Origin of the sequence: Affinirhizobium helianthi, assembly GCF_042680945.1 — a bacterium.
GTDB classification, from domain to species: domain Bacteria; phylum Pseudomonadota; class Alphaproteobacteria; order Rhizobiales; family Rhizobiaceae; genus Neorhizobium; species Neorhizobium helianthi.
The window spans coordinates 17,899-43,887 of sequence record NZ_JBHUEQ010000008.1 but is presented as its reverse complement, the minus strand read 5'-3'; the positions used below and the strand labels follow the sequence as shown (position 1 = coordinate 43,887).

Annotated in this window: 24 protein-coding genes; 5 read left to right on the top strand and 19 right to left on the bottom strand. The window is 59.4% G+C overall.

Annotated features, from left to right (window positions below; all coding sequences use genetic code 11):
- Nucleotides 1-20: 20 nt before the first annotated feature.
- The 9 genes from ACFSE1_RS06440 to paaN form a co-directional block, all read right to left on the bottom strand.
- Nucleotides 21-944 (bottom strand): LysR family transcriptional regulator, encoded by a 924-nt coding sequence (locus ACFSE1_RS06440; RefSeq protein WP_377398106.1) that lies wholly within the window; start codon nt 942-944, stop codon nt 21-23.
- A 597-nt stretch (nt 945-1,541) separates the two neighbouring features.
- Nucleotides 1,542-3,170, bottom strand: coding sequence for an electron transfer flavoprotein-ubiquinone oxidoreductase (locus ACFSE1_RS06435; RefSeq protein WP_377398128.1), 1,629 nt, complete (start codon nt 3,168-3,170; stop codon nt 1,542-1,544).
- A 91-nt stretch (nt 3,171-3,261) separates the two neighbouring features.
- Complete coding sequence (locus ACFSE1_RS06430) at nt 3,262-5,328, bottom strand: 3-hydroxyacyl-CoA dehydrogenase NAD-binding domain-containing protein (protein ID WP_377398103.1); 2,067 nt, start codon at nt 5,326-5,328, stop codon at nt 3,262-3,264.
- 5 nt (nt 5,329-5,333) lie between these two features.
- Nucleotides 5,334-6,035 carry an ABC transporter ATP-binding protein gene (locus ACFSE1_RS06425; protein WP_377398100.1) on the bottom strand — a complete coding sequence of 234 codons (702 nt, stop codon included), beginning with the start codon at nt 6,033-6,035 and terminating at the stop codon, nt 5,334-5,336.
- Nucleotides 6,022-6,807, bottom strand: coding sequence for an ABC transporter ATP-binding protein (locus ACFSE1_RS06420; RefSeq protein ID WP_377398097.1), 786 nt, complete (start codon nt 6,805-6,807; stop codon nt 6,022-6,024). The genes ACFSE1_RS06425 and ACFSE1_RS06420 overlap by 14 nt, the downstream gene beginning before the upstream one ends.
- On the bottom strand, nt 6,804-7,760 hold the full coding sequence (locus ACFSE1_RS06415; RefSeq protein WP_377398125.1) for a branched-chain amino acid ABC transporter permease: 957 nt from the start codon (nt 7,758-7,760) through the stop codon (nt 6,804-6,806). Before ACFSE1_RS06415 ends, ACFSE1_RS06420 begins: the two co-directional genes overlap by 4 nt.
- Nucleotides 7,761-7,762: 2 nt before the next feature.
- On the bottom strand, nt 7,763-8,635 hold the full coding sequence (locus tag ACFSE1_RS06410; RefSeq protein ID WP_377398094.1) for a branched-chain amino acid ABC transporter permease: 873 nt from the start codon (nt 8,633-8,635) through the stop codon (nt 7,763-7,765).
- A gap of 90 nt (nt 8,636-8,725) precedes the next feature.
- The gene (locus tag ACFSE1_RS06405; RefSeq protein ID WP_377398091.1) at nt 8,726-9,865 is read right to left on the bottom strand and encodes an ABC transporter substrate-binding protein; all 1,140 of its coding nucleotides are present in this window, start codon (nt 9,863-9,865) and stop codon (nt 8,726-8,728) included.
- A 46-nt stretch (nt 9,866-9,911) separates the two neighbouring features.
- On the bottom strand, nt 9,912-11,570 hold the full coding sequence (gene paaN / locus ACFSE1_RS06400; RefSeq protein WP_377398088.1) for a phenylacetic acid degradation protein PaaN: 1,659 nt from the start codon (nt 11,568-11,570) through the stop codon (nt 9,912-9,914).
- A gap of 103 nt (nt 11,571-11,673) precedes the next feature.
- Here paaN and paaG point away from each other — a divergent pair, with 103 nt between their 5' ends.
- The 4 genes from paaG to ACFSE1_RS06380 all read left to right on the top strand — a co-directional run bounded on the left by paaG (nt 11,674) and on the right by ACFSE1_RS06380 (nt 14,942).
- A complete protein-coding gene (paaG, locus tag ACFSE1_RS06395) occupies nt 11,674-12,462 on the top strand; it encodes a 2-(1,2-epoxy-1,2-dihydrophenyl)acetyl-CoA isomerase PaaG (RefSeq protein WP_377398085.1) in 789 nt (262 codons plus the stop codon).
- Entirely contained in the window at nt 12,459-12,899 is a 441-nt protein-coding gene (gene paaI, locus ACFSE1_RS06390) for a hydroxyphenylacetyl-CoA thioesterase PaaI (RefSeq protein WP_377398082.1), read from the top strand. The genes paaG and paaI overlap by 4 nt, the downstream gene beginning before the upstream one ends.
- Before the next feature lie 35 nt (nt 12,900-12,934).
- Nucleotides 12,935-14,245, top strand: coding sequence for a phenylacetate--CoA ligase PaaK (gene paaK, locus ACFSE1_RS06385; RefSeq protein WP_377398122.1), 1,311 nt, complete (start codon nt 12,935-12,937; stop codon nt 14,243-14,245).
- A 100-nt stretch (nt 14,246-14,345) separates the two neighbouring features.
- The gene (locus tag ACFSE1_RS06380; protein WP_377398078.1) at nt 14,346-14,942 is read left to right on the top strand and encodes a TetR/AcrR family transcriptional regulator; all 597 of its coding nucleotides are present in this window, start codon (nt 14,346-14,348) and stop codon (nt 14,940-14,942) included.
- 24 nt (nt 14,943-14,966) lie between these two features.
- On the opposite strand, the gene ACFSE1_RS06375 is transcribed toward ACFSE1_RS06380, so the two are convergent.
- Genes ACFSE1_RS06375 through pcaF form a run of 9 tightly spaced genes read right to left on the bottom strand, consistent with a single transcriptional unit; the run spans nt 14,967 to nt 23,371 of the window.
- Nucleotides 14,967-15,554, bottom strand: coding sequence for an acyltransferase (locus tag ACFSE1_RS06375; RefSeq protein ID WP_377398075.1), 588 nt, complete (start codon nt 15,552-15,554; stop codon nt 14,967-14,969).
- A 33-nt stretch (nt 15,555-15,587) separates the two neighbouring features.
- On the bottom strand, nt 15,588-17,645 hold the full coding sequence (gene paaZ, locus ACFSE1_RS06370) for a phenylacetic acid degradation bifunctional protein PaaZ (protein WP_377398072.1): 2,058 nt from the start codon (nt 17,643-17,645) through the stop codon (nt 15,588-15,590).
- Between the two features lie 11 nt (nt 17,646-17,656).
- Complete coding sequence (locus tag ACFSE1_RS06365; protein WP_377398069.1) at nt 17,657-18,412, bottom strand: Phenylacetic acid catabolic protein; 756 nt, start codon at nt 18,410-18,412, stop codon at nt 17,657-17,659.
- 13 nt (nt 18,413-18,425) lie between these two features.
- On the bottom strand, nt 18,426-19,502 hold the full coding sequence (gene paaE / locus ACFSE1_RS06360) for a 1,2-phenylacetyl-CoA epoxidase subunit PaaE (RefSeq protein ID WP_377398066.1): 1,077 nt from the start codon (nt 19,500-19,502) through the stop codon (nt 18,426-18,428).
- A gap of 23 nt (nt 19,503-19,525) precedes the next feature.
- Complete coding sequence (paaD, locus tag ACFSE1_RS06355; RefSeq protein WP_377398063.1) at nt 19,526-20,050, bottom strand: 1,2-phenylacetyl-CoA epoxidase subunit PaaD; 525 nt, start codon at nt 20,048-20,050, stop codon at nt 19,526-19,528.
- Nucleotides 20,051-20,058: 8 nt separating this feature from the next.
- The gene (gene paaC / locus ACFSE1_RS06350) at nt 20,059-20,841 is read right to left on the bottom strand and encodes a 1,2-phenylacetyl-CoA epoxidase subunit PaaC (protein WP_377398060.1); all 783 of its coding nucleotides are present in this window, start codon (nt 20,839-20,841) and stop codon (nt 20,059-20,061) included.
- Nucleotides 20,841-21,125: a 1,2-phenylacetyl-CoA epoxidase subunit PaaB gene (paaB, locus tag ACFSE1_RS06345; protein ID WP_377398057.1), complete on the bottom strand. Its 285-nt coding sequence runs from the start codon at nt 21,123-21,125 to the stop codon at nt 20,841-20,843. The genes paaC and paaB overlap by 1 nt, the downstream gene beginning before the upstream one ends.
- A gap of 13 nt (nt 21,126-21,138) precedes the next feature.
- Nucleotides 21,139-22,143 carry a 1,2-phenylacetyl-CoA epoxidase subunit PaaA gene (gene paaA / locus ACFSE1_RS06340; protein ID WP_377398054.1) on the bottom strand — a complete coding sequence of 335 codons (1,005 nt, stop codon included), beginning with the start codon at nt 22,141-22,143 and terminating at the stop codon, nt 21,139-21,141.
- 22 nt (nt 22,144-22,165) lie between these two features.
- Nucleotides 22,166-23,371 (bottom strand): 3-oxoadipyl-CoA thiolase, encoded by a 1,206-nt coding sequence (gene pcaF, locus ACFSE1_RS06335; RefSeq protein ID WP_377398051.1) that lies wholly within the window; start codon nt 23,369-23,371, stop codon nt 22,166-22,168.
- 216 nt (nt 23,372-23,587) lie between these two features.
- Between pcaF and ACFSE1_RS06330 the strand changes: the two genes are divergently transcribed.
- Nucleotides 23,588-24,478: a PaaX family transcriptional regulator C-terminal domain-containing protein gene (locus ACFSE1_RS06330; protein WP_377398048.1), complete on the top strand. Its 891-nt coding sequence runs from the start codon at nt 23,588-23,590 to the stop codon at nt 24,476-24,478.
- Here the strand turns inward: ACFSE1_RS06330 and ACFSE1_RS06325 are convergent.
- A complete protein-coding gene (locus ACFSE1_RS06325; protein WP_377398045.1) occupies nt 24,462-25,913 on the bottom strand; it encodes a methyl-accepting chemotaxis protein in 1,452 nt (483 codons plus the stop codon). The genes ACFSE1_RS06330 and ACFSE1_RS06325 overlap by 17 nt on opposite strands.
- Nucleotides 25,914-25,989: the final 76 nt, after the last annotated feature.

Below are 25,989 nucleotides of genomic sequence, written 5' to 3'. Positions count from 1 at the left end.
AATACCATTTTGAGCATGGATCATGCCGAAATGTTATGAATGATCTGCTTGTTCATATGATCCTCCATCAGACCTCTCAACAGCTTCACAAAGCGCTCTGCATAGCTCGAAAGCGCTGCATCTGCACGGAAGGCGACATATGTTTGGAAGGTTGTTTCTTCTTCGATGGGAATGATTGCAAGGCTAGCGGAGCCGATTTCGGCGACCGTGAAGGCGTCAAGCACAGCAACTCCCAGATTATGTTCCACCAACCGGCATACCGTTGTGCCGAATCGCGCGCGGATCGCAATGTCGTAAACCAGGTTCTGCCGGGCAAAGATATCCGCCATGATTGCGCCATACGGATCTTTCGGGTCGATACCGATCAGGGGATACCTGATGATGTCGCGGGCGCAGATACTCTTCTGGGTAGCAATGGGGTGATTAGAAGAGGCGATGCAGACCAGCCGACCGCGCGCCAGCGGTTCGAAAACAATGGAGGGATGGTCGAGGCGATAGCTCATCACGACGACCTCTCCCTTGTTCAAAAGCAGGTAATCAATAGCCTCCTCGATCTTGAGGATTTCGAAGTTCAGCTTGATCTGTGGATAGTGTTGGAACAGCTTGGCGACGGCGCGCGGCACCATGACATTTGCGATGCTGGGCACCGATCCGAGCGACAGTTCCACGTCGCGACCCCGCTCCAGTTGCGTAATCGAAAACTGCAACTGATCGATCTTGCGATGCACTTCCTCGATCTGCACGAAGACATCACGAGCTTCGGCAGTCGGCACGTACCGCCCACCCTTCTTCACGAAGAGCTTGATGCCGAGCGATCCCTCTATGTGCTTGACGGTGCGGCTGACCCCCGGCTGTGCCACGTTCATCAACCGTGCCGCACCGGCAATCGTACCCGCCACCATGATCGCCCGGATCACCTCGATCTGTCGCAAAGTCAGTGACAACAACATTCTCCCCCGGGAACAAAAATTTTGGTCAATCCAGTTCGAAAATACATCGCCATAACGAAACCTATGATGGCCGAGTCTGCTCTGCTGATCATTGATTTTCAAACTGACTATTTTGAGAACGATGCATTCCCGCCGGCGGGTCCGATAGCTGCCGCCAACTATATCTTTATGTTATGCGAAACCTTATGTATTCCGGCGACAGCATAACACACGGCCTCCAGAGCACGTTAGCGCTGCTCCCTTCTTTTCTCTCTTCAGGCATGATTTCAGTAATCAGGATCAGGTGGCTTCCAAACTCAACTGCACAAAAGAGCGGGCCATTCCATCCTCCTGAAACCATGGCCATTATTGTCTTCGTTGCATTTGAAAATGGAATCTGCCCCAGCTACACATTGAAATCAGATAAGACAGATTATGGAACTTGGCAGAGATATCCCGGCTTTAGCATTCTCTGACAAAATGACCGCTTAACAGGACGAACTCGCGCTCACGCGGCCCCATGACCGTCTTGTCAAATATCGCAGCGGTCAGTCAACTATGTCCTCTGCGAATGATCATAGGGTGGTCTTCCGACCGCTCTTTGAATTGGCATCACATGTTCGGATAGACCGGTCCTTCGCCGCCCTGTGGCGGAACCCAGTTGATGTTCTGGTTCGGGTCCTTGATGTCGCAGGTCTTGCAGTGGACGCAGTTCTGGGCGTTGATGACGAAGGTCTGCTCGCCCTCCTTCTCCACCCATTCATAGACGCCTGCGGGACAGTAGCGCGTCGACGGTCCCGCGAAGACGCCAAGTTCGGAGCGCTTCTGCAGATCCATATCCTTGACCTTGAGGTGGACCGGCTGGTCTTCCTCGTGGTTGGTGTTGGAGAGAAACACCGAGGACAGGCGGTCGAAGGTCAAGACGCCGTCCGGCTTCGGATAGGCAATCGGCTTGTGCTGCGCTGCCGGCTCGAGCGACTGGGCATCGGTCTTGCCATGCTTCAGCGTGCCGAAGAAGGAGAAGCCGAAGAGCTGGTTGGTCCACATGTCCAGACCGCCGAGGCCAACGCCGAGCGCCGTGCCGAGCTTCGACCAGAGCGGCTTGACGTTGCGAACCCGCTTCAGATCCTTGCCGATATCGGTGGAGCGCCATTCGTTCTCGATCTCGATCGGCTCGTCATTGGCGCGGCCGGCCGCGATGGCAGCGGCGATCTTCTCAGCCGCCAGCATGCCGGAGAGCACAGCGTTGTGAGAGCCCTTGATGCGCGGCACGTTGACGAGGCCGGCGGAACAGCCGATCAGTGCGCCACCCGGGAAGGAGAGTTTCGGCACAGACTGGTAGCCGCCTTCTGTGATCGCGCGGGCGCCGTAGGAGAGACGCTTAGCCCCCTCGAAGGTCTTGGCGATCGCCGGATGCGTCTTGAAACGCTGGAATTCCTCGAACGGGAAGAGATAGGGATTCTTGTAGTTGAGGTGCACGACGAAGCCGACGGCAACCATGTTGTCTTCGAGATGGTAGAGGAAGGAGCCGCCACCGGTCTTCATGCCAAGCGGCCAGCCGAAGGAGTGCTGCACGAGGCCCGGCTTGTGGTGCTCGGGCTTGACCTGCCAGAGCTCCTTCAGGCCGATACCGTATTTCTGCACATCGCTCTCGCGCGACAGGTCGAACTTGGCGATCAGCTGCTTGGCGAGCGAGCCACGCACGCCTTCCGAAATCAGCACATATTTGCCGAGCAGTTCCATGCCGCGGGTATAGGCCGGGCCTGGCTCGCCGTTCTTTTCGATGCCCATGTCGCCGGTGGCAACACCGATGACCGCGCCCTCGTCATTGTAGAGCACTTCGGTTGCCGCAAAGCCCGGATAGATCTCGACGCCGAGCGCTTCGGCATGGGCGCCGAGCCAGCGACAGACATTGCCGAGCGAGACGATGTAGTTGCCGTGATTGTTCATCAGCGGCGGCATCAGGGCATTCGGAAGACGAACCGAACCGGCGGGACCGAGGAAAAGGAACTGGTCGTCGGTGACGGGCGTCTTGAACGGATGGTCGGCCTCTTCGCGCCAGCCGGGGATCAGCCGGTCGATACCGATCGGATCGACCACGGCACCGGACAGGATATGTGCGCCGACTTCGGCACCCTTTTCGAGCACGACGACGGTGAGGTCCGGATTGACCTGCTTCAGCCGGATCGCCGCCGACAGACCGGCCGGCCCTGCGCCCACGATCACGACGTCGAATTCCATGCTTTCGCGTTCAGGCAGTTCCAATTTGCGCTTCCTTTATACTAATTCACGGACCTTCGCGGGATCCGAACATAGGATCTTGGGTTCGCTATCAAGCGTGCGTTGTCAGGCAGGAGAAGTTGCCTGCTACGACCGCTCTTTGAAGTCCTGTACAGGGCGGGTCAGCCAAGCCATCCGCCGCCAGCTCCGTCAGCGACTTTGCAATATCGGCAAGACCGCGCGCCTCGGCATAGCGCATCGGACCGCCGCGCCAACGGGGGAAGCCGTAACCGTGGATCTTGACGAGATCGATATCTCCGGCCCGCAGCGCCACGCCCTCTTCCAGAATGCGGCAGGCTTCGTTGACCATGGGCAGCACGATCGCATCCGCCAAACGCTCGGCATCGAAGCTGAGATGCGGGCGGCCCGCCGCTTCCTCGGCGATGATGGCGGCCACCGTCTCCGAGGGCTGGGGCGTGCGGTTGCCGGCCGCGTAATCGTACCAGCCGCCATGCGTCTTCTGGCCAAGGCGGCCGGCGGCGCACAGGCGTTCGCCAACGGGGGCAAAGGGCGTCTCGCCACGGGCGCGGGCGGCCTTGCGCTGGAAGGCGGCAATGTCGAGGCCGCCGAGATCCTGTGCCTCGAAGGGGCCCATGGGCAGGCCGAAGGCGCGCATGGCGGCATCGACCGCGGCGGGTGTTGCGCCGTTGAGCAGCAGGCGCTCGGCCTGGGCGCGCGTCACCTTCAGGATGCGGTTGCCGATGAAGCCATCGCAAATGCCGGCGCGAACCGGGATCTTGCCGAGCAGCCGGGCAAGGGCAAATCCGGTCGCCAGCACGTCTTGCGCCGTGTCGTCGGTCGGCACGATTTCCAGCAGCTTCATGACATGCGCCGGGCTGAAGAAGTGCAGGCCAAGGAAGCGCTCCGGGTTGCGAAGGCCGGCGGCGATCTCGGCGGGGTCGAGATAGGAGGTGTTGGTGGCGAGCACCGCGTCCGGCCGGCAGACCGCAGACAGGCGCTCGAAGACGGCGCGCTTGACCGCGAGATCCTCGAAGACCGCCTCAATAACGAGGTGCGTTTCGGAAAGCATGGCGTAGTCGTCGCTGGCGGTGATGCCGGCCAGGCGCGCCTCGGCCTCCGCGGGTGTCAGGCGTCCGCGCTTGACGGAGCCGTCATAGATGGCGCGCAGATTGGCAAGGCCGCGATCGGCGGCTTCCCGGTCCCGCTCGATCAGCACCACCGGCAGGCCGGCATCGCGCAGGGCAGCGGCAATGCCGGCGCCCATGGTGCCGCCGCCAATGACGGCTCCGGTGGAGAGCGCGCGCGCCGTCACGCCCGCCAGTTCCGGCGGACGGGGCGCGGCGCGCTCGGCAAAGAACACATGCCGCAGCGCCGCCGCCTCGCTGGACGCGCGCAGCGACAGGAAGGTCTCGCGTTCAAAGGCCATGGCCGCCGGGAAGTCGCGCGTGCAGGCGGCCTGCAGCGAGGCCAGTGCGCGCAGCGGCGCGGCTTCTCCCTTGGCTTTCGCGCTCACCTGGGCTGCTGCTTTCTCCCATATATCAGGTGCCGTCTCGGGGGCGGGACGGCTGGAGAGCGGAACGGGCGCGGATTGTCCGGCCGTCTCCTGCCCAAAGGCGATCGCCCCGGCCAGAAGGTCGCCCTCTATGACGCGGTCGATGAGGCCGATGGCGAGCGCCTTCGGGGCTTTCACCGGCGTGCCCGTGGTGACCATGTCGATGGCCGCCGCCGCGCCAACCAGACGCGGCAGGCGCACCGTGCCGCCGGCGCCGGGAATGAGGCCGAGCTTGACTTCAGGCAGGCCGAGCGAGGCACCCGTGACGGCCAGCCGATACGCGCAGCCGAGCGCGATCTCGAGCCCGCCGCCGAGCGCGCTGCCGTGAATGGCGGCAATCCACGGTTTTGCGGCCGTCTCAATGGCCGCCACGACATCGGGCAGATGCGGGGCTTCCGGCGGCTTGTCGAACTCGCTGACATCGGCCCCGGCAATGAAGGTGCGTCCGGCGCAGGTGAGCACGACGGCATCGATGCCGGGCTCGGTATCGAGTGTGGCAACGGCATCGACCAGGCCCTGGCGTACGGCGCGCGCGAGCGCGTTGACGGGGGGATGATCGACGGTGACGACCGCGATGGAGGCCTGACGGGTGATGGTGATGGTCATGCTGTTCAAAGTCCCAAATAGGCGGCGCGGATGCGCTCGTCGGCGATCAGTTCGGCGGCGGGGCCGGCCATGGTGATCCGCCCCGTCTCCATGACATAGCCCCGGTCGGCGATGGAGAGCGCGCCGAAGGCATTCTGTTCGACCAGCAGCACGGTGACGCCGAGGCTCTTCAGGCCTTTGACGACCTCGAAGATCTGGGCGACCAGCAGCGGCGCCAGCCCCATGCTGGGCTCATCGAGAAGCAGGCAGGACGGACGGCCCATGAGCGCGCGGGCAATGGCTAGCATCTGCTGCTGACCGCCGGAGAGGCCACCGGCCGCAAGGTTTCGCTTCTGCTTCAGGATCGGAAACATCGCGAAGGCATCCTGCATGTCGCGCTCCACCCGCTCATCGCGGAAGAGATAGGCGCCGAGCCGCAGATTGTCCTCCACCGAGAGATTGGTGAAGATTTGCCGCCCTTCCGGCGACTGCGCGATGCCGCGCTGGAGACGGGCGTGGGCGGGCACGGTCGTCAGTGCCTCGCCACGGAAGACGATGGAGCCGGCCGTGACCGGCTGAACGCCCGATAGGCATTTCAGAAGCGTTGTCTTGCCGGCACCATTGGCGCCAACCACCGTGACGATCTCGCCGGAGGCCACCTCTAGATCGAGGCCGTGCAGCACCTCGATGCGGCCGTAGCGCGAGCGCAATCCCTCAACTGTCAGCATGGCCGGCCTCCCCTGCCTGGGTGCCCAGATAGGCTTCGATGACGCGGGCATTGCGCGCCACTGCCGCCGGCTCGCCTTCGGCGATCTTTTCGCCATGGTCGAGAACGACGATATGGTTGGAAATGCGCATGACCATCTTCATGTCATGCTCGACAAGAAGGATCGCCACACCCTCGGCCGCGACAGCAGCGATGAGATGATCGATCTCTTCCGTCTCCACCGCGTTGCAGCCGGCGGCCGGCTCGTCCAGCAGCAGGACGCGCGGATTGAGCGCGAGCGCGCGGGCAATTTCCAGACGCTTCAGCGCGCCGTAGGAAAGCGCGCCCGCCTCCTGTTCGGCGGCGCGGCCGAGGCCGACGCGATCGAGCAGGCGGCGGGAATTGTCGGCCGCCTGCCGGCTGCGCCGCCGCGTGGCGGGCAGCGCCAGCAGATCGGCGAGCACCGAGCCGCGTTCGTAGAGGTGATGGCCAACCATGGCGTTTTCCAGGACGGTCATGTTCTGGAAGATCTGCAGGTTCTGGAAGGTGCGCGACAGACCACGCCGTGCAAGAAGATGCGGCGGCATGCGCGTCACCTCCTCGCCATCCAGCACCACGCGGCCGCGTCCGGGCTGGTAGGCGCCGGAGATCATGTTGAACAGGGTCGTCTTGCCAGCGCCGTTCGGGCCGATGACGGAGACGACCTCGCCCGGCTTCAGGCTGAAGCCGACATCGTGGACGGCGCGCAGGCCGCCGAAATCAATGCCCAGCCCTTCGATCTGCAACAGGCTCATGGGCCCCTCCCCCGGATGCGCCGCGCCAGCGAGGGCAGCAGCCCCTCCGGCAGGAAGATCATCACCAGCATCATGATCAGGCCGAGCATCAGCTGCTCATATTCCTGAAACACTGTCAGAACCTGCGGCAGCATGGTCAGGATGGCCGCGCCGAGGATGGCGCCGATGACCGAGCCGGCACCGCCGAGCACGGTCATGGTCACCATTTCCACCGAATGCATGAAGCCGGCAATGTCAGGCGTGACGAACTTGTTCTGCAGCGCCAGAAGCGATCCCGACACGGAGGCGTAGACGGCCGAAATCACGAAGGCGACGAGCTTGTTATGGGCGACGTCGATGCCGACGGTGCGCGCCGCGATCTCCGAACCATGCACGGCGCGCAGGGCCCGGCCGGTGGCGCTGTCATAGAGGTTGAGCGCCAGCCAGGCGCCGAGCAGGAGAACGAGACCGGAAAAGGCGTACCAGAAGACGGCATTGGAGAGGTCGATGCCGATGGCCTTCAACAGGGCGCGCAGGCCAAGCTCGGGCACGGCCATGCCATCCGGGCCGCCGGTGAGGCCGGTTTCGTTGGAGAGCACCATGGAGACCAGAATGCCGAAACCGAGCGTGGCGACGGCGAGATAATAGCCCTTGAGCCGCAGGATCGGCCGGCCGACGAGATAGGCGATCAGCGCGGAGAGTGCGGCACCCAGCAGCGCCGCCAGGGCCGGATGCAGGCCGAGATGCACGGGCGCCAGCGCGCAGGCATAAGCGCCGATGCCGGCAAAGCCGGCATGGCCGAGGCTGATCTGGCCGGCATGGCCGATGAGGATGACGAGACCTGTGACCGCAAGGCCGTTGACGAAGATCAGCGCGCCGACGCGGTAGTAGAAGGTTGAGGGAAAGAAGAACGGCGCCAGCAGGATGAGGGCTGCCAGCACGAGCAAAGAGAGGGATGCACCGGAGAGCCGCATGGTCACACTCGATCCAGCGACTTGCGGCCGAAGAAGCCCTGAGGCATGGCGAAGAGCACGGCAAGGATGACGACGAAGGCGGCGGCATCCTTGTATTGCGAGCTGACATAGCCGGCCGTCATGGCTTCGAGAATGCCGAGCACGAGACCGCCGACCAGTGCGCCGACCGGATTACCCATGCCGCCCAGCATCGCCGCCGCAAAGCCCTTCAGCGCGAAGGCGAGGCCGACATCATAGCCGGTGAGCGTGATCGGCGTGACGAGCACGCCCGCCAGCGCGCCGATGGCCGCCGACATGGCGAAGGAGAGCGTCATGACGAAACGGGTGTTGATGCCGACCAGCTGCGCGGCCATGGCATTGTTGGCGGTTGCCAGCACGGCGCGGCCGAGCAGCGTGCGCATGAAGAAGACCCACAGGCAGAGGAATACGGCGAGCGCGCCGGCGACGACCCAGAGGCTCTGCGGCAGGATGGTCGCCGTGCCGATCAGGATCGGCTGGTCGCCCGAGAAGGCGGGAAAGCGGTGCAGCTGCTTGTCGAAGACGAGCTGCGTCGTGCCGCGGATGAAGATGGACGCGCCGATGGTGATGATGATCAGCGAGACGACCGGCGCCCGGCGTGCCGGCCCGATGGCCACCGTGTTGAGCGCCACGCCGACGGCGGCGGTCGCGACAATGGCGATGAGGGCTGCGAGCGGCAGGGGAATGCCGGCAGCATGGGCGAAAAAGGTGACCATGCCGCCCAGCATGACGAATTCGCCCTGGGCGAAATTCACCACGTCGGAGGCGTTGTAGATGATGGTGAAGCCGAGGGCGACGAGCGCATAGACGGCGCCGACGGTGACCCCCGACAGAAGAAATTGCAGCAATTCCGGCATGAAAGCCTCCGCGTCGCGCCGGGCTCTTGGCCGGCAGCGGTGTGGGGTTTGGCCGGCGCCGCCTTTCGGGCGCGCGCCGGCGGGCTTGCCTTACTCGACGATCTTCCAGCCGCCCTTTTCGATGGCGAGCATGCGGAAGGCCGTCAGATCAAGGCCGAGATGGTCGGTCGGCGTCATGGTGACGGTGCCCGTCGTGCCGACGAGACCGGTCGTGCCTTCGATCGCATCGCGAATGGCGGAGGGTTCGCTGCTGCCGGTCCGCTTCATGGCATCGACGAGGATGCGCAACGCATCATGCGCGTAACCGCCGAAGGTCGAGACGGGCTTGCCGGTGGCCTTTTCATATGCCGTCTTGTAGGCGACCACCACGGCGCGCTGTGGATCGCTCTCCGGCAGCAGGTCGGCGACGAGCAGTGCGGTGCCCGGAAGGCGCACGCCCTCGGCCGCATCCGACCCGGCCAGCGAGATGAAGCCGTCCGAGGCGACCCCGTGCGACTGGTAGAGCGGCAAGCCGACGGCAAGCTGCGCATAATTGCGCGTTACGATCGCCGGTCCCTGGCCGAAGCCAGGGTTCAGCACCGCCTGAAGGCCGGGCTTGGCTTTGATATTAGTCAGCTGCGGCGTCATGTCGGCATCACTCGGACCATAGGTCTCGTCGGCGAGCACCTCGATGCCGTAATCGCCGATAATCGCAAGGCACTGCTTGCGCATGGACGCGCCGAAACCGTCGGAGCCGGAGATCATGCCGATCTTCTGGATCTGGCGCTTTTTCATGTCCTCAAAGATCTTCGCGCAAGCCATGCGGTCTGTGTGCGGGGTCTTGAACGTAAACGGCCTAACGGGATCGATGATTTCGATGGCACCGGCAAGCGAGATGAATGGCACCTCGGCATCCTCGAAGACCGGGATCATCGCCATGGAGGTTCCAGTGGTCGTTCCGCCGATGACAGCGACGACCTCGTCGTCTTCCACCAGGCGGGTGGCGAAGGTGCGCGCCTTATTCGGATCGCCGCCATCGTCATAGAGAATGAGCTGCAGCGGCTCGCCATTCACGCCGCCGGCGGCGTTGATCTCCTCGACCAGCATCTTCAGCGTCTTGGCCTCGGGATCGCCGAGGAACGAGGCCGAGCCCGTTTCGGACACGGAGGCGCCGATCTTAATGTCGGCGAGCGCCGGGCCGACAAGGCCGAGAATCAGCGCCAGTGCGGTGGTGGTCAGTGTCAGTTTCATCTTGGTTTCTCCTCCCAGGAAGCCGTTGTCGATGGGTCGTCTCTCCTCACGCCGCCGGGCGGCGCCACATCACGGTTCGGAACCGGTTGGCCACGAAGGCCGCATCCGTCAGGCTGGCATTGCCGGCGGGGTTGAGACCGGTGACGTGAAAATCGCTGAAGGCCGCGCTCTGGTTGACATAGATGCCGCCCGTCAGATTGACGGAGAGGTTGACGCCGGCACGCGCGAAGCGGTCGGCGGCGGCCTCGATCACGGCATCCTCCCGCGCGTAAAGCGCTGCGGTGATGGCACCGGCCTTTTCGGCAATGCGGGCCGCGCGCTCGATGCCGTCGTCGACCGTGTCGACCGCTATGACGAAGGCGATGGGGCCAAATTGTTCACTTTCATGAGCAACACTTTCTGCTGCATCGACGGCGACAATCAGTGGCGTGGCCGTTCGTGCGTCGGACGCAGCATCAATTGGCATGGATTCGCGCAGCACGGTGCCCATGTTGCGGGCCGCAGAAATCCGCTCAAGCGTTGCAGGGCTGGCAATTGCGCCACAAATTCCGGCAGCGCGATCAGGATCGGACAAGAGCCTGTCGATAGCCGCAACAAGGCCTTGCGCAACGTCATGAAAGGATTTTTGACCTTCATCGGTGCGGATTCCGCCACGCGGCACAAATATGTTTTGCGGGGCAGTACACATCTGGCCGGAATAAAGACTAAGGGAAAATGCAATGTTGGCACACATTCCGGCAAAGTCGTCCGTCGCACCGACAACGATCGAGTTCACGCCCGCCTCTTCAGTGTAAACCTGCGCGGCGCCAGCATTGGCACGGACCCAGCCGCCGAACTGACTTGAGCCCGTATAATCTATGATGGCCACAGATGGATGGCGTACGAGATCTTGCGTGATTTCCCGGCCAGGCTCATCTGCAGCCAGAAGCACCAAATTAGCCGGAAACCCCTCCTCCACAAGCACAGTGCGGGCAACTTCTACGGTTATCGCAAGCGGCAGAATGGCGTTTGGGTGAGGTTTGACGATGATGCTGTTTCCCGTCGCGAGACTGGCGAACAGGCCTGGGTAGCTGTTCCAGGTGGGGAACGTGTTGCAACCGATGACTACTGAGACGCCCCTGGGCATAACGCGCCAGTGCTTCTCCATGACGATTGCGCTGTTTCCTTGCGGCTTTCGCCAGATGGCGCTGGATGGCGTGCGCGTCATTTCGGCATAAGCCTGAGCGACAGCCTCGAGGCCCCGATCCTGCGCATGCGGCCCACCGGCTTGAAACGCCATGGCAAATGGCTGGCCGGTAGTGTGCATGACAGCGTTTGCCATCTCGAAGCTTCTGGCATTCAGCCGGGCCAGGATCTCGAGACAAATGCCAACTCTCGTCTCCGGCGTCGCTGCAGCCCATAGACCTCCTCCAGCTTCCGCTGAAGCCGAGACGAGTGTAGTACTGGAAGCAGCCGGGTAGTCTACAAGCAGTGCTTGACCATATGGCGACACCTCGTTCCCGACGGTATACTCAAGCGGATGTCCTTTCAGGATGAATGGTGTGGATATCCGCGCATTGAATGCGGCCAGCCCATCAGCCTTGGCTGTCTCACCGTAGACCTTACCGCTCGGCACCTCCGGATATGGGGACCAGAAATCGCGTTCGGCCAAGGCCTTCATGGCACGATCCAGCGTGCCTTGATGACGATCAAACAGTCGTGTCATGTCTATGCGCTCCTCCGCGTCGTGAAAATATAATTGACCGACCGGCCGGTTTATGCAAGACCTTTTTATGAGGACCGATGAGTAGACCTTGGGGGAGGAAAGCATGCAGCCATCCAGCACGATACTTGCAACAGAAGCTGAAGGCGTGCTGTCGCTGACGTTAAACCGTCCCGACAAACTGAATTCCTTCAACGAAGAGATGCACCTAGCACTTCGAGCCGGATTCGAACGCGCCCATCGCGAAGACGGGATCCGCGCCGTCCTGCTGACTGGTGCTGGGCGGGCCTTCTGCGCGGGCCAGGATCTCGGTGACAGAGATCCGAGTAAGGGTGTGCCAGACCTTGGTCATACGATCGAGACCTACTACAATCCTCTACTGCGCCTTATTAGAACCCTCGAGAAACCGGTCATATGCGCCGTTAACGGCGTAGCTGCAGGCGCGGGCGCCAACATTGCCCTTGCCTGCGATGTCACTCTTGCCGCACGCTCGGCCAGATTTATCCAGGCCTTTGCCAAGATTGGCCTCGTTCCAGATTCGGGTGGTACATGGAGCCTTCCGCGCCTGATTGGCGAGGCGCGCGCAAAGGGCTTGGCGCTTACCGCAGAACCGCTTGGAGCCGAAAAGGCCGCAGACTGGGGTCTTATTTGGCGCGCAGTGGATGACGAAAACCTAATGGAGGAAGCCCGTGCGCTCGCGACAATGCTTGCCGCTGGTCCGACACTAGGCCTCGGCATGACGAAGCGCGCCATTCAGGCGGCAGCTACGAACTCCCTGGATACGCAACTGGACCTTGAGCGCGATCTGCAACGGATAGCGGGTCGTAGCGCCGATTATGCAGAGGGCGTGTCTGCGTTTCTTGAAAAGCGCAAGCCGGAGTTCAAGGGCAAATGAGTGCTGCAGCTCTGTCAGCTCAAGACTTGGCAGAGGCTTGTGCCAGGTCCATGTGGGCAGACGATAACGCCACACGTCATCTCGGAATGGAGCTGATTAGCGTCTCGCCGGGTGCTGCCGCGATTGCGATGATCATCACTGACGATATGACCAACGGACACGGCACCTGCCACGGCGGCTTTATCTTTACACTAGCAGACTCGGCATTTGCCTTCGCCTGCAACACGTACAATCAGCGTGCGGTCGCACAGCATTGCTCCGTCTCCTTCCTCGCCCCGGCTTTCAAGGGTGACAAGCTGACCGCAACTGCTCGTGAAGTGGTGCGCCGCGGACGAAGCGGCATCTACGATATATGCATAATCAATCAAAATGGCGAGCAAATTGCGGAATTCCGCGGCCACTCGCGAACCGTCAAAGGCACGCATCTGCCGGAGTGAGGGCAGGCCACCGCACTTTTTTGGAGGAGAAGTTGATGGAGAATTTGTCACCGAAGCCCGGAGACCTCGAAGCTATCGAGATGGCTTCGAGAGACGAAATTTCTGCGCTGCAGCTGCAACGCATGAAATGGTCCCTGAGCCACGCATACGAGAATTCGGCCTTCTACCGCCGCCGTTTCGATGAGGCGGGCGTCCACCCCTCGGATCTCAAAACACTTGCAGATCTAGCAAAGTTTCCTTTCACGACGAAGAAGGATCTCAGAGACACCTATCCGTTCGGCATGTTTGCAGTCCCACGGGAACAGCTCGTGCGCGTCCACGCATCCTCAGGTACAACAGGCAAGCCAACGGTGGTTGGCTACACGAAGAATGACATTGAAACCTGGGCAACCGTAGTCGCACGCTCGATCCGCGCATCCGGTGGCCGCGCTGGTGACATTGTGCATGTGGCATATGGCTACGGTCTATTTACTGGCGGTCTCGGCGCTCACTACGGTGCTGAAAAGCTGGGATGCACGGTGGTGCCAATCTCGGGTGGAATGACCGAGCGCCAAGTCACACTGATGCAGGACTTCAAGCCACGCATTATCATGGTCACTCCGTCCTATATGCTCTCCATCCTCGACGAGTACCGGAGGCAAGGCGTCGACCCACGGGAAAGTTCGCTCGCCGTCGGTATTTTCGGTGCCGAGCCATGGACGAACGCAATGCGCGAAGAGATCGAACAAGCATTCGACATGCACGCAGTGGATATCTACGGTCTGTCGGAAGTCATGGGACCTGGCGTCGCCAACGAATGCGTGGAGACGAAGGACGGCCTGCATATCTGGGAGGACCATTTCTATCCTGAGATCATCGATCCTGACACCGGAGAAGTTCTGCCGGACGGAGAAATGGGGGAACTTGTTTTCACAACTCTGACCAAGGAGGGGTTGCCGATTATCCGCTACCGCACGCGTGATCTGACGCGGCTTTTGCCTGGTACTGCAAGGTCTATGCGGCGCATCGAAAAGATAACCGGCCGCTCAGATGACATGATCATCTTGCGCGGGGTTAACGTCTTCCCGACACAGATTGAAGAGCAACTTCTGAAGTGCTCAGGGCTTGCGCCCCATTTTCAGATAGAGTTGACGCGAACGGGACGCATGGACAACATGACGATCCATGTCGAATGCACACCGGACGCGTCGGCCGAGGCCGCTCGGGCTCATTCTGCAAAGGAACTGGCTCATCATATCAAGAGTGTGGTGGGGGTCTCTACGAGGATCCAGGTCGCTGATCCCGGTGGTGTCCTTCGCTCTGAGGGGAAGGCAAAACGTGTTATCGACAACCGTCCGAAGGGGTGAATTGCCCTAGTACGTCATTCCAGATTTGATCCCAACAGGGGCGGAAGGCGTATCGCCACCGCCCCTAAAGCTATTGTGAACCGCTCAAAGGAAGAGGATTATGGCCCGCACACGCGCATCGGATTTCCAGGAAAAGCAGCGCGGCCTTCTCTCAAGCGCGGCCGCCGTCTTTGCCGAGATGGGGATGGAAAAAGCGTCAATGGCGCTGATCGCTTCCCACAGCCAAGTGTCGAAGGCGCTACTTTATCATTACTATCCAAGCAAAGATGCGCTGATCTTTGACATCGTTCGTACACATCTGACAGAATTAGATGACGCAATCGAAACGGCAGACCGCCCAGAACTTCCAGCAACCGAGCGCCTACATCTATTGGTGAAGGCTGTTCTGAAAAATTACGAAGGGCGCGACAATGAGCATAAAGTGCAGCTAAACGGTACCAGCGCACTGTCATCAGAGCAACTCGCGGAGTTGCAAGAGATTGAACGCAGGATCGTTCGCCGGTTCTCTGGTGTGATCCAGGAAATCAATCCAGATCTCAATAACGGGCGCCCGCTGCTGATGCCAGTGACTATGTCACTCTTCGGTATGATGAACTGGGTCTACATGTGGTTTCGTCCGAACGGGCCCATCACCCGCGATGAATACGCCGAGATTGCCACAACTCTCATCCTTGAAGGCGTGAAGGCTGTACGATAAGGCTTGGAACTTGTATCTGCACTTTCAGGAATCAACTGCCTTCAGCCTATCGAGAATGAGTGGATCATAATCTGGGGCAACAATGCGCCGGCGGCCGGCTTCGGGCGCGGCCAAAGGGGCAACTGCCTGCATTTTCTGCTCGGCCTCCAGCGCCAAACGCTGATAGATAGAGGTCCCCCGCCGCTTCCAGTTGATTTCTTCATCTGTCAACTGCCGCACGAGCCGGCCCGGAACGCCGGCGAAAAGCGTGCCGGGCGGCACCTTTTCGCCAGCTTTGACGAAGCTCAGCGCCGCGACGATAGCATTATCGCCAATCACGGCCTCGTCCATGACGACAGTATTCATTCCGATCATTGCGTTACGTCCGATGCGGCAGCCGTGCAGTATGGCCCCATGACCGATATGTCCGGCTTCACCGATCAGCACTTCCAGATTTGGAAAGCTATGAACGACGCAGGTTTCTTGAACGTTTGAGCCTTCTTCCAGCACAATTCGCCCGAAGTCACCACGCAAAATCGCCCCAGGCCCGACATAACACGCCGGTCCCACGATGACGTCACCAATTAGCACCGCTGCTGGATGAACAAAGGCCGTTGGATCGACCACCGGCACAATGCCGTCATAGGCGTAAACCTGAGCCAAACATCAGTTCCTTGTCTTGGCGACCATGGTCAACACGTCATACTGTGCTACAGCGGCATCATTTTGGTTGCTGACACGGCAATCCCACCGCACTTCACCATGCTCTGCGTTAGCACGAGGATTGATCTCCTTGCAGGTGAGTTGGACCCTGAGCGTATCGCCAGGATTGACCGGCGTCAGGAAACGCAGGTTGTCGACACCGTAGTTGGCGAGAACCGGACCCGGCGCCGGATCTACAAACAGGCCTGCCGCGAAGGAAACAATCAGATATCCGTGTGCTACGCGACCATCGAAGAACGGATTGGCCTTTGCAGCCTCCTCATCCATATGGGCGTAGAAGGTATCGCCGGTAAAGTTCGCAAAATGCTCGATATCGTCCAGCGTTACTGTGCGGCTTGCCGTGATCAGCTGATCGCCAACCTTTAGCTCGGCAAGGGACTTGCGGAACGGATGCTCACCATCGGCTCGAACATCTGAACCCGCCGTCCAGCGGCCAGTAACCGCGCTTAACATGGTCGGAGCTCCTTGGACAGCCGTCCGCTGCATGTAGTGCTTCACACCACGCATACCGCCCAGTTCCTCGCCACCGCCAGCACGGCCCGGTCCGCCATGAACCAGCCCTGGCAGCGGCGAACCGTGACCAGTGGAGCTTTTTGCGCTCACCCGGTTGCCGATCATTACACGGCCATGGAACGGTGCGATACCCAGAACAACCTCTTCAACAAAACCAGGATCGTTCGTGAAGACGGAAGCAACCAGGCTGCCCTTGCCGCGACGCGCCAGATCAACCGCTTCCTCGGCCGTGTCATAGGGCATAATGGTGCTGACCGGGCCGAAGGCTTCAACATCATGGATGGACGACGCAGAGCCAGGCTTCTCGCAATACAACAAAACGGGGTTGAGGAACGCACCGGCTTGCGGGTCGCCGGACAAGGCAGTCGGATTGTCTGGATCGCCCGCAACAATCTTGGCATCAGCAGAAAGATCGCGAATGCGTGCGCGCACTTCTTCGCGTTGATCAAGGCTTGCAAGTGGCCCCATGCGCACGGCCTCATCCGCAGGGTTGCCCACCGTCGTCTTCGACAACCTGTCCCGAAGGCTGCCAATGAGCGCTTCACTGTAAGATCTCGGCGCGATGACGCGACGGATAGCCGTGCATTTCTGGCCAGCTTTAACGGTCATTTCCCGTGCGACTTCCTTGACGAAGAGGTCAAATTCCTCGGTGCCGGGTGCTGCATCGAGGCCTAGAACCGCCGCATTGAGGCTGTCCGCTTCCATCGTAAAGCGAACCGAGTTTTGGACGATAGCCTTGTGCGTCTTCAACCTTTGCCCGGTGGACGCTGATCCGGTGAAGGTCACGGCATCTTGCCCCTCGACGTGATCCAGAAGATCGCCCACCGATCCGCAGACGAGCTGCAAGGCACCTTCGGGAAGCAGACCTGTCTCGATGATCCGCCGTACCATCAACTCCGTCAGATAGGCTGTCTGGCTGGCTGGCTTTACGATTGCAGGAACTCCTGCCAGCAGCGTCGGCGCCAGCTTTTCCAGCATGCCCCAGCACGGGAAATTAAACGCATTGATGTGAACAGCCACACCATGGAGCGGGCTTAGAATGTGTTGTGCGGAGAATGTATTATCCTTGGAAAGGGCTTCCAGGTCGCCATCGAGGAGAACACGGGTATTAGGCAGTTCACGCCGCCCCTTGGAAGCATAGGACAAAAGCGTGCCGATACCGCCTTCGATATCGACCCAACTATCAGCCCGCGTGGCACCGGTGGCGGCCGAGAGCGCGTAAAACTCTTCCTTGCGCTCCATCAGAGCCTGCCCAATTGCCTTGAGCATGGCAGCGCGTTCGTGGAAGGAAAGGCAACGCAATGCAGGGCCACCTTTGTCACGCCCATAGGCCAGAACAGATTTAAAATCGATGCCGCTGGAATCGATAAACGCGACCGGCACCCCGGTTGACGCGTCGAGCAAAGGTACGCCTTCGCGTGCACCGACAACCCATTGTCCACCCACATAGCTTTCGAGCCGGCGTGGCTGCTTTGCCAAGACGTTCATGGTACTTCCTTTCAATTCAGACGGAGCGCGGAAAGCTGCCCGTCGAGCTCATCTCGCCATTTTGCAAGAAGGGCCTCGTTTGGTGTGTGACGGATCCGAAGGCGCACCAAAGTTTCAAACCGCTCGGAACTCGACTGACCGAAACTGGCTGCAACGCGAGGATACCAGTATTGAACCGAGGCTTTCGCGCGCGCCATAGTATCTGACCTGTCAACAATTTGAACCAGCCCGGCCAGACCGAGTTCTGCATGTCCGCGTTCACGTGGCAGGATCGCGCGCAAGACATCAGCAAGTGGCTGATAGGACATGCGGGCGAGTTCATCGATTTGTATCACGCTCGCCTTGCCCATCAACACGTTCATGACGACAGCATCCACCCACCCGTCCAGCGGATAATGAAAAACCGAAAGACGCATATCAATCGCCTGGCGTGCTTGACCGAGATCCGTGTCACGCGCCACGCGGGCTGACCATGGATGGTTTACGGCATAGCGCTCCGCATTCGCACCAAACGTTTCCATAACGTTCAACACACGAGAAGCATGATCCGCTTTTTCCAGCACAATGCGTGCAGCAGAAATTCGCTCTTGGATGCCAGGCGCATCGTTGATCGTGTCGGCAAAACCGGCCGATCCAGCAAGCTCGCTGTCGACAAAGCTTGCCATCACCCGCAGAAGCTCTCCGCGGTAACGAGAGGGCACATTTGCAGGGGAAGAGAGCATCCCCCCCTGCGCCAGATAATCCTCAATCGAAATTTTGTCTGTCATCTGGTCTACTCCCCTACTGGTCGTAGCTGACAACGATACGATCGCTGAGCGGGAAGCACTGGCATGTCAGCACGTAGCCCTGACGCACCTCGTAATCTTCCAGCGCATGGTTGATTTCCATCTCGGCCTCGCCTTCAATGATCTTGGCACGGCAGGTCGAGCAAACCCCGCCTTTGCAGGCATAGGGAACATCCATTGCATTCTCGATTGCTGCGTCGAGAAGCGCAACCCCATGCTTCGGAAACTTGAACGTGCGTGTGGTGCCATCGAGTGTCACCGTTGCCTCACACATTGCGCCGTGATCCGCACCCGCCACGATTTCCACCCGGCGGCGAGCCCTGCCCGGTTGCGAAGAGGCAAAGAGTTCGAACTTGATCTGATCATCGCGCAGGCCATGGTCACGAAGCGATGACGCTATGGTCAGCATCATCGGTTCAGGTCCACAAATAAATGCTGTCGTGATGGACTTGATATCGATCCAGTGCTTGAAAAGAGCGGCACATTTCTCGGCATCGATACGCCCCGTGAACAGATCGATATCCTGGGCTTCGCTCTTCAATACATGCAGCACCGAAAAGCGGCCAAGATAAAGGTTTTTCAGGTCCTCCAGCTCTTCGCGGAACATGATCGAGCTGATTTGCCGGTTCGCATAAACAAGTGTGAAGCGCGAGTGGGGCTCACGCGCAAGCACTGTCTTGATGATCGACAGCAAAGGCGTGATGCCGCTGCCGCCTGCAAAGCCCAGATAGTTCCTGGCGGTTTCCGGCTCCAGGCCGGTGAAAAATGTGCCCATCGGCGGCATCGCTTCAAGAGTGTCGCCAACCTTCAGATTCTCGTTGGCCCAGGTGGAAAAGCAGCCGCCATCCACGCGTTTGATGCCAACCTTCAGACAGCCCTCATTCGTGCCCGCACAAATCGAATAGGAGCGGCGCAATTCCTCGCCGTCGAACATGTGACGGAACGTAAGATATTGACCTTGCGTGAATGCGAAAGCAGGACTGTCCTCAGCGGACGGAGTAAGCGTGACAACAACTGCATCGCGTGTTTCGCGGCGAATGTCGGTCACGGTCAGAGGATGAAAACGTGCCATGATAAGAGCCCTCTCCCTGTGGGTCAGATGCACTTGAAATAATCGAACGGCTCCAAACAGTCGGTGCAGCGATAGCTTGCCTTGCAAGGTGTGGAGCCGAATTGGCTGATTTTCTCGGTTTGGGCAGACCCACAGCGCGGACAGGAAATTGACAAGTTCGAAGTGCCCGAAAGCCGGTCGATCCGCTTCATCAAGATACCGTCAGGCGCCGTGCCATCGATGGGCGGTGCGATGCCGTAGGCCCTAAGCTTTTCGCGGCCCTCGGCGCTTAGCCAGTCCGTGGTCCAGGCAGGGGATAGCTGCCGTTCGACCCTGACCTTTGCAATGCCCTTTTGGGTTAACGCCGTCTCGATATCGAGATTGATGATCGACGTGGCCGGACAGCCGGAATACGTCGGCGTGACCGTGACCACCAAGGTGTCGTCCTGCCATGCGACGTTTCTGATAATGCCCAGATCCGTCAGTGAGATCACCGGAATTTCCGGATCTGGCACCTGCCGCAGCCAATGCCAGACTTCATCTATCGACGGACGTGGCGCGACATCCATGATCGCACCTACCAAGTCGCACCGGGGTAAGCACGCTGCAGGAACTGCATCTCGGACAGAATGAAACCGAGATATTCCGTGTGCACACCGCGACGGCCGCCTTTATGCATGTAGCCATCAGCTGGCTTCTTCAATGTGGCTTCCAACAAAGCTTCGGATATGATCTCCTCCCACCCAGCCTTGAGGCTTTCGGGTGCCGGGATCACACCCGCTTCAGCGAGTTCCGCATCGAACCCATCGGCCAGGAACATCTCACCCGTGTAGGGCCAGTGATCTTCCAAAGCCTCCTGCATACGGCGATGGCTTTCGGTCGTGCCGTCACCCAAACGGATGACGAGATCACGACTGCGGTCAAGGTGATAAGAGACTTCCTTGAACGCCTTTTCCGCAATGTCAGCAATACGTTTGTCAGACGAATCCCGCAGCGCTCTCAAAAGAAGGTAGTGCCAGGCATCGAACAGGAATTGCCGCATCAAGGTCTTGCCAAAGTCAGCATTTGGACGCTCAACCAGCAGGATGTTGCGAAAATCGAACCCGTCCCTCAGGTAGGCCAGATCGTCAGCGGAGCGGCCTTTGCCTTCCACTTCGCCGGCCAAACCAAGCCACAGCTGTGTCTGCCCGATCAAATCCAGCGCCGTATTGGACAGCGCGATATCCTCTTCAAGTGCTGGCGAATGACCGCACCATTCCGAAACCCGATGCCCCAAAATCAGCGCGTTATCACCAATCCGCAACAGGAATTCCAAAAGCGCGGCTTGGCTGACGCTGGGATGAAATGCCGCAACCGCCATCACATATGCCCCACTTCATCCGGAATTTCGAAGAATGTCGGGTGCCGGTAGACCTTCGAATTCGAAGGATCGAAAAGCGGTCCCTTTTCAGAAGGTGAACTGGCCGTTATCTCCGAAGATTTCACCACCCAGATGCTGACACCCTCGTTACGGCGCGTGTAGACATCACGCGCATTGTTGATTGCCATTTCTGCGTCGGGAGCGTGCAGACTTCCAACATGGCGATGGTTGAGGCCATGCTGACCCCGAATGAAGACTTCCCAAAGCGGCCATTCCTGAGACATAGCGCTTTCTCCTCTATTCAGCGGCGATTTTGCTTGAGGCGCGGCGAGCTGCTGCCTTTTCTGCATGGGCAGAAAGGCCATCGCGGAACCAGGCACCATCCTCCCATGCTTTCTTGCGCGCGTTCAGACGCTCCGCATTGCAAGGGCCGTTACCAGCGATCACATTGAAAAACTCTTCCCAGTCAGGCTCGCCAAAGTCGTAGCCACCTTTTTCCTCGTTCCACTTCAAGTCGGGATCGGGGATCGTGAGGCCAAGATATTTTGCTTGCGGTACCGTCTGGTCTACGAACTTCTGGCGCAGCTCGTCATTGGAATTCTGCTTGATCTTCCAGGCCATAGATTGAGCCGAATGCACGGAGGCATCATCGGATGGGCCGAACATCATCAAGGCAGGCCACCACCAGCGATTCAGTGCGTCCTGCACCATTGCCTTCTGGGCAGGCGTCCCCTTAACCATGCGCATCAACGCGTCATAACCCTGGCGCTGATGGAAGCTTTCTTCCTTGCAGATACGCACCATGGCCCGTGCATACGGACCGTAGGAACAGCGCTGGAGAGGCACCTGGTTCATGATTGCAGCGCCATCCACCAGCCAACCAACCGTGCCGATATCGGCCCAGGTCAGCGTCGGATAGTTGAAGATCGAGGAGTATTTTGCCTTGCCGGAGTGCAGCTGCTCGTACATTTGATCACGACTGATGCCGAGCGTTTCAGCGGCACAGTAGAGATAGAGACCGTGACCTGCTTCGTCCTGCACCTTGGCAAGAAGGATTGCCTTGCGCTCCAGTGTCGGCGCACGCGTAATCCAGTTACCTTCAGGCAATTGGCCGACAATTTCCGAATGAGCATGCTGGCTGATCTGCCGCACCAGCGTTTTGCGGTAGCCCTCGGGCATCCATTCTTTCGGCTCGATCTTTTGTCCAGCGTCAATGCGCTCCTGAAAAGCCCGCTCCTGCTGATCCATCTCTTCGAGGGACCGCACGCGGGACGCATCGGTCTTTACCAACTGTGCATACATGGTTACTCCTCCTGATTAAGCTTCAAACGCGCTCAAGCACGATTGCGATACCTTGACCGACGCCGACGCACATCGTGCAGAGCGCATAGCGTCCAGCTTGGCGGTGAAGTTGATAGGTTGCGGTGGTGACCAGGCGCGCCCCGCTCATCCCGAGAGGATGGCCCATAGCAATGGCACCGCCGTTCGGGTTCACGTGTGCCGCATCATCCGGCAGACCAAGATCACGCAGCACGGCAAGAGCCTGGGACGCGAACGCCTCATTCAGCTCAATCACATCCATCTGATTAATGGAAAGCTTGGCGCGCTCTAGCACGCGACGCACGGCAGGGGCCGGACCGACACCCATAATGCGCGGCTCGACGCCTGCGGCAGCCATGGCTACAACACGCGCTTTGGGCAAAAGCCCATGCGTTTTGGCCGCAGCCTCACTCGCAACCAAGAGGGCAGCCGAGCCATCATTGACGCCAGACGCATTGCCAGCCGTAACCGAAAGATCGGGCCCATTCACGCCCTTCAGCTTGGCAAGCTGCTCGGCCGTCGTTCCCGGCCTGGGATGCTCATCGCGATCGACAACAAGAGGATCCCCCTTTTTCTGGGGAACATGCACAGGCACGATCTCATCTGCAAAAATGCCGGCCTCTTGAGCTGCCGCCCAGCGCGCCTGACTACGGGCAGCAAAGGCATCCTGATCAGCGCGATTGATACCGAAATCACCTGCAACATTATCGGCCGTCTGCGGCATCGAATCGACGCCGAAATCTTTCTTCATCTTTGGATTGACAAACCGCCAGCCGATTGTCGTGTCGTAGACCGCGTTGGCACGGGAAAATGCACTGTCTGCCTTTGGCATAACGAAGGGGGCCCGGCTCATGCTTTCCACGCCACCTGCGATAACGAAATCGCAATCACCAGCTCTGATGGCACGGGCCGCCATCCCCACCGCATCCATGCCAGAGCCACAAAGACGGTTGACCGTCGTACCAGGCACCGAAACAGGCATTCCCGCAAGGAGCGCGGCCATGCGAGCGACATTACGATTGTCTTCCCCAGCCTGGTTGGCGCAGCCGTAAATCAGATCATCAACCAGCGACCAGTCCGCATTGGGGTTGCGCTGCATGAGGCTCGCCAGCGGCAAAGCGGCCAAATCGTCTGCTCGAACCGAGGACAGAGCCCCGCCATAGCGCCCGATCGGCGTACGAACCGCATCGCAGATATATGCTTCCGACATGAATTACCTCCTCAATGGCCGGCGCGCGCCCTCTTTCGCCAACCGACCGGTCAATCATAACAAACAAACATTACATGGAAAAGCGATTTTTCTATAATTGTGTGATGTTTTCGACTTGAGCTTGCCAAGGATCTCGGGGCGCATGCAATCAAGCTTGCGTTTTCAGGCCATTGCGAGTTGAACGGGCACGAAGCGTTCGGCGGAAGGGGTTAGTTCTTGGCAGGTTCGAAAGGGCAGTACGGGATAGGCGCATCTTTCACGGAAGGCTTAAGCCTGACCGCGCCAGCGATGATCGTGACCATCTATGGCGATATAGTCGTCCCGCGCGGCGGCGTTTTGTGGATAGGAAACCTGATTGAGATCTGTGCGCAATTCCAGATCACTGAGACACAAGTACGGACCGCCGTGTCACGCTTGGTAAGCGCCGGGCGACTGACCGGGATCCGGGACGGAAGGCGGAGCTACTACCAGCTAGCAGAAGCAGCACGCGAAGAATTCGACCTGGCCGCGCGCTTGTTGTATGAGCCGATCACGCCTTCAAACGGATGGACGATCCTCCGCACGCGTGCTCCCCTCCCGGATGCACTCAGACGTCAGCATTTTGCAGCGATCGCAAATGACATTTTCATAAGACCGAACCACGCTCACTACCCATCTCCGACCGAAGGAATGCAGTTCAACGCCACCTTGGATCAGGGCGCTTCTGAATTGGCAGAGCTTGCGCGCACTTTGTGGCCGCTTGACACGTATGCATCTGAATACCGGGCGTTCATCAACCGTTTTTCACCTTTGGTTGATAAACTGCGGGCTCACGATCAGATTGACGGTTTGAGCGCTGTCTTCTTGCGCCTTCTCCTCGTCCATATTTACCGCCGTGTACTTCTCGCGGACCCTCTTTTGCCAAAAGGAACCACACCTGCGGATTGGCCGGGAGCGGAAGCGCGCTCGCTCTTTGCTTCCGCCTACCTCAAACTGTCAGAATACGCCGACGCTGCCATCGGTCGTTTGTTCGAAGGCCGCGATGCCACACTGCCTGCCACAACAGAAGCTACTATACTCCGCCTGAAGGGAATCCGTGCTGTCGCTGACGTTAAGATGCATCCCTGATCCTCGCCGATTTCGCGGCATCTGGAAGGGCGAATTCAGCAAGTAACGCGTTAAGACTTGATACCTTTGCGTTTAACTCCGCAGTGGCGGCAGTCGTCTCCTCAACCATTCCCACGTTCTGCTGGGACATTCTGTCAATCTGGCTGACGGCGGCGCTGACTTCCGCAATAGTTGTCGATTGCGCGACAGATGCTGCAGACAAGCTCCCGATTATTCGATTGATTTCACCCACCTGAAGAACGACTGTCTTCAAAGTAGAACTTGTTCCTTCGATCAGTTCCACGCCCTGGGCCACTTTCGATGCGCTAAGCGAAACGAGCTCGCGGATCTCCCGTGCCGCCTCCGCAGAACGCTGGGATAGGTTTCGGACTTCCGCCGCAACAACGGCGAATCCTTTTCCACTGTCTCCTGCACGCGCAGCCTCTACTCCTGCATTCAGGGCAAGAAGATTGGTCTGGAAAGCTATCTGGTCGATAACCCCTACAATCTTGCCGATTTCCTCCGCGCTCTTCGCAATGTCTTGGATGGCTTGCTCAGCACGATCCATCACAGCCGTTGACACCCCAACATCGCGGCTGGCCGTGGCGATAACGGCTTGAGCCGCTTCAGCTTGCGATGCGGAATCACGCACACCACTCGCTGCGTGTTCGAGAGCAGTTGCCGCCTTTTCCAGGGCACCGGCCTGACTCTCGGTTCGTCGGGACAGATCAAGAGCTGCCTTGTCAATCTCGTTTGTACTCGCGTGGATGTCATGTGCGCCGCTACGAATCTCGACCATGACTGCCGCCAAGTCGGCCAAAGCGGAGTTGAAGTGGTTCTTGGTTTCGGCAGCGTTCGGAGCAACATCTTGGGTTATGCGGAAGACGAGATCTCGGGCAGCAAGGGCGCGTATGGCATCCTGCAGCACGCGCATCGAAGCGCGGTCCTCCTCGGCTTGCCGACGCACTACTGCGTCACGTATCTCTTTCTCCTCAGCTGCTGCGTTTGAAAGCTCTACAAAGAAATGATGCATCGCAACCGCCACATCTACGAAGACTGATTGCATCAGGCTCAGGAGCAGTTCTCGCCGTCTGGACGCCGGCTTCCACTTTGTCTCCTCCATGAGAGCAAAAGCCAGCTCGCCCGCGTATGTGGCATAGCCGGGAACCAGAAACTGCGTGAAGCCCAGTTCCTTAGCGAGAGCGGTCGTTATCTCAGCTTGCGTGGCAAAGTAATTGGAGGAAAAATCTCCCGTCGCGATGCGTTGAAACGTCAAACGTTCATTTTGGTAGACCTCATCACTCAACCCATTGAAGTCAGGCACAGTGGCAGAGTAGGTTTTAACGAGCACACCTCGAAGCGATTTTTCGAGGAGTTCGAAAACTTCCTCGCCCAAGGCCCTCTGTTGACCAGTCCAAGCTTGGACGCGATCTTCGATTCGCTCAGTTGTGCTCATAAAGTCGTCCCCTTGCATCAGACAGTCGTCAATCTTGATAAAAGGCGTCCCGCACATCGCTTACATCGCTTAGCCA

Coding starts and splice junctions, on each gene's coding strand:
- ACFSE1_RS06435 (WP_377398128.1), bottom strand. CDS start 3,170: ATGGAATTCGACGTCGTGATCGTGGGCGCAGGGCCGGCCGGTCTGTCG.
- ACFSE1_RS06430 (WP_377398103.1), bottom strand. CDS start 5,328: ATGACCATCACCATCACCCGTCAGGCCTCCATCGCGGTCGTCACCGTC.
- ACFSE1_RS06425 (WP_377398100.1), bottom strand. CDS start 6,035: ATGCTGACAGTTGAGGGATTGCGCTCGCGCTACGGCCGCATCGAGGTG.
- ACFSE1_RS06420 (WP_377398097.1), bottom strand. CDS start 6,807: ATGAGCCTGTTGCAGATCGAAGGGCTGGGCATTGATTTCGGCGGCCTG.
- ACFSE1_RS06415 (WP_377398125.1), bottom strand. CDS start 7,760: ATGCGGCTCTCCGGTGCATCCCTCTCTTTGCTCGTGCTGGCAGCCCTC.
- ACFSE1_RS06410 (WP_377398094.1), bottom strand. CDS start 8,635: ATGCCGGAATTGCTGCAATTTCTTCTGTCGGGGGTCACCGTCGGCGCC.
- ACFSE1_RS06405 (WP_377398091.1), bottom strand. CDS start 9,865: ATGAAACTGACACTGACCACCACCGCACTGGCGCTGATTCTCGGCCTT.
- paaN (WP_377398088.1), bottom strand. CDS start 11,570: ATGACACGACTGTTTGATCGTCATCAAGGCACGCTGGATCGTGCCATG.
- paaG (WP_377398085.1), top strand. CDS start 11,674: ATGCAGCCATCCAGCACGATACTTGCAACAGAAGCTGAAGGCGTGCTG.
- paaI (WP_377398082.1), top strand. CDS start 12,459: ATGAGTGCTGCAGCTCTGTCAGCTCAAGACTTGGCAGAGGCTTGTGCC.
- paaK (WP_377398122.1), top strand. CDS start 12,935: ATGGAGAATTTGTCACCGAAGCCCGGAGACCTCGAAGCTATCGAGATG.
- ACFSE1_RS06380 (WP_377398078.1), top strand. CDS start 14,346: ATGGCCCGCACACGCGCATCGGATTTCCAGGAAAAGCAGCGCGGCCTT.
- paaZ (WP_377398072.1), bottom strand. CDS start 17,645: ATGAACGTCTTGGCAAAGCAGCCACGCCGGCTCGAAAGCTATGTGGGT.
- ACFSE1_RS06365 (WP_377398069.1), bottom strand. CDS start 18,412: ATGACAGACAAAATTTCGATTGAGGATTATCTGGCGCAGGGGGGGATG.
- paaE (WP_377398066.1), bottom strand. CDS start 19,502: ATGGCACGTTTTCATCCTCTGACCGTGACCGACATTCGCCGCGAAACA.
- paaD (WP_377398063.1), bottom strand. CDS start 20,050: ATGGATGTCGCGCCACGTCCGTCGATAGATGAAGTCTGGCATTGGCTG.
- paaC (WP_377398060.1), bottom strand. CDS start 20,841: ATGGCGGTTGCGGCATTTCATCCCAGCGTCAGCCAAGCCGCGCTTTTG.
- paaB (WP_377398057.1), bottom strand. CDS start 21,125: ATGTCTCAGGAATGGCCGCTTTGGGAAGTCTTCATTCGGGGTCAGCAT.
- paaA (WP_377398054.1), bottom strand. CDS start 22,143: ATGTATGCACAGTTGGTAAAGACCGATGCGTCCCGCGTGCGGTCCCTC.
- pcaF (WP_377398051.1), bottom strand. CDS start 23,371: ATGTCGGAAGCATATATCTGCGATGCGGTTCGTACGCCGATCGGGCGC.
- ACFSE1_RS06325 (WP_377398045.1), bottom strand. CDS start 25,913: ATGAGCACAACTGAGCGAATCGAAGATCGCGTCCAAGCTTGGACTGGT.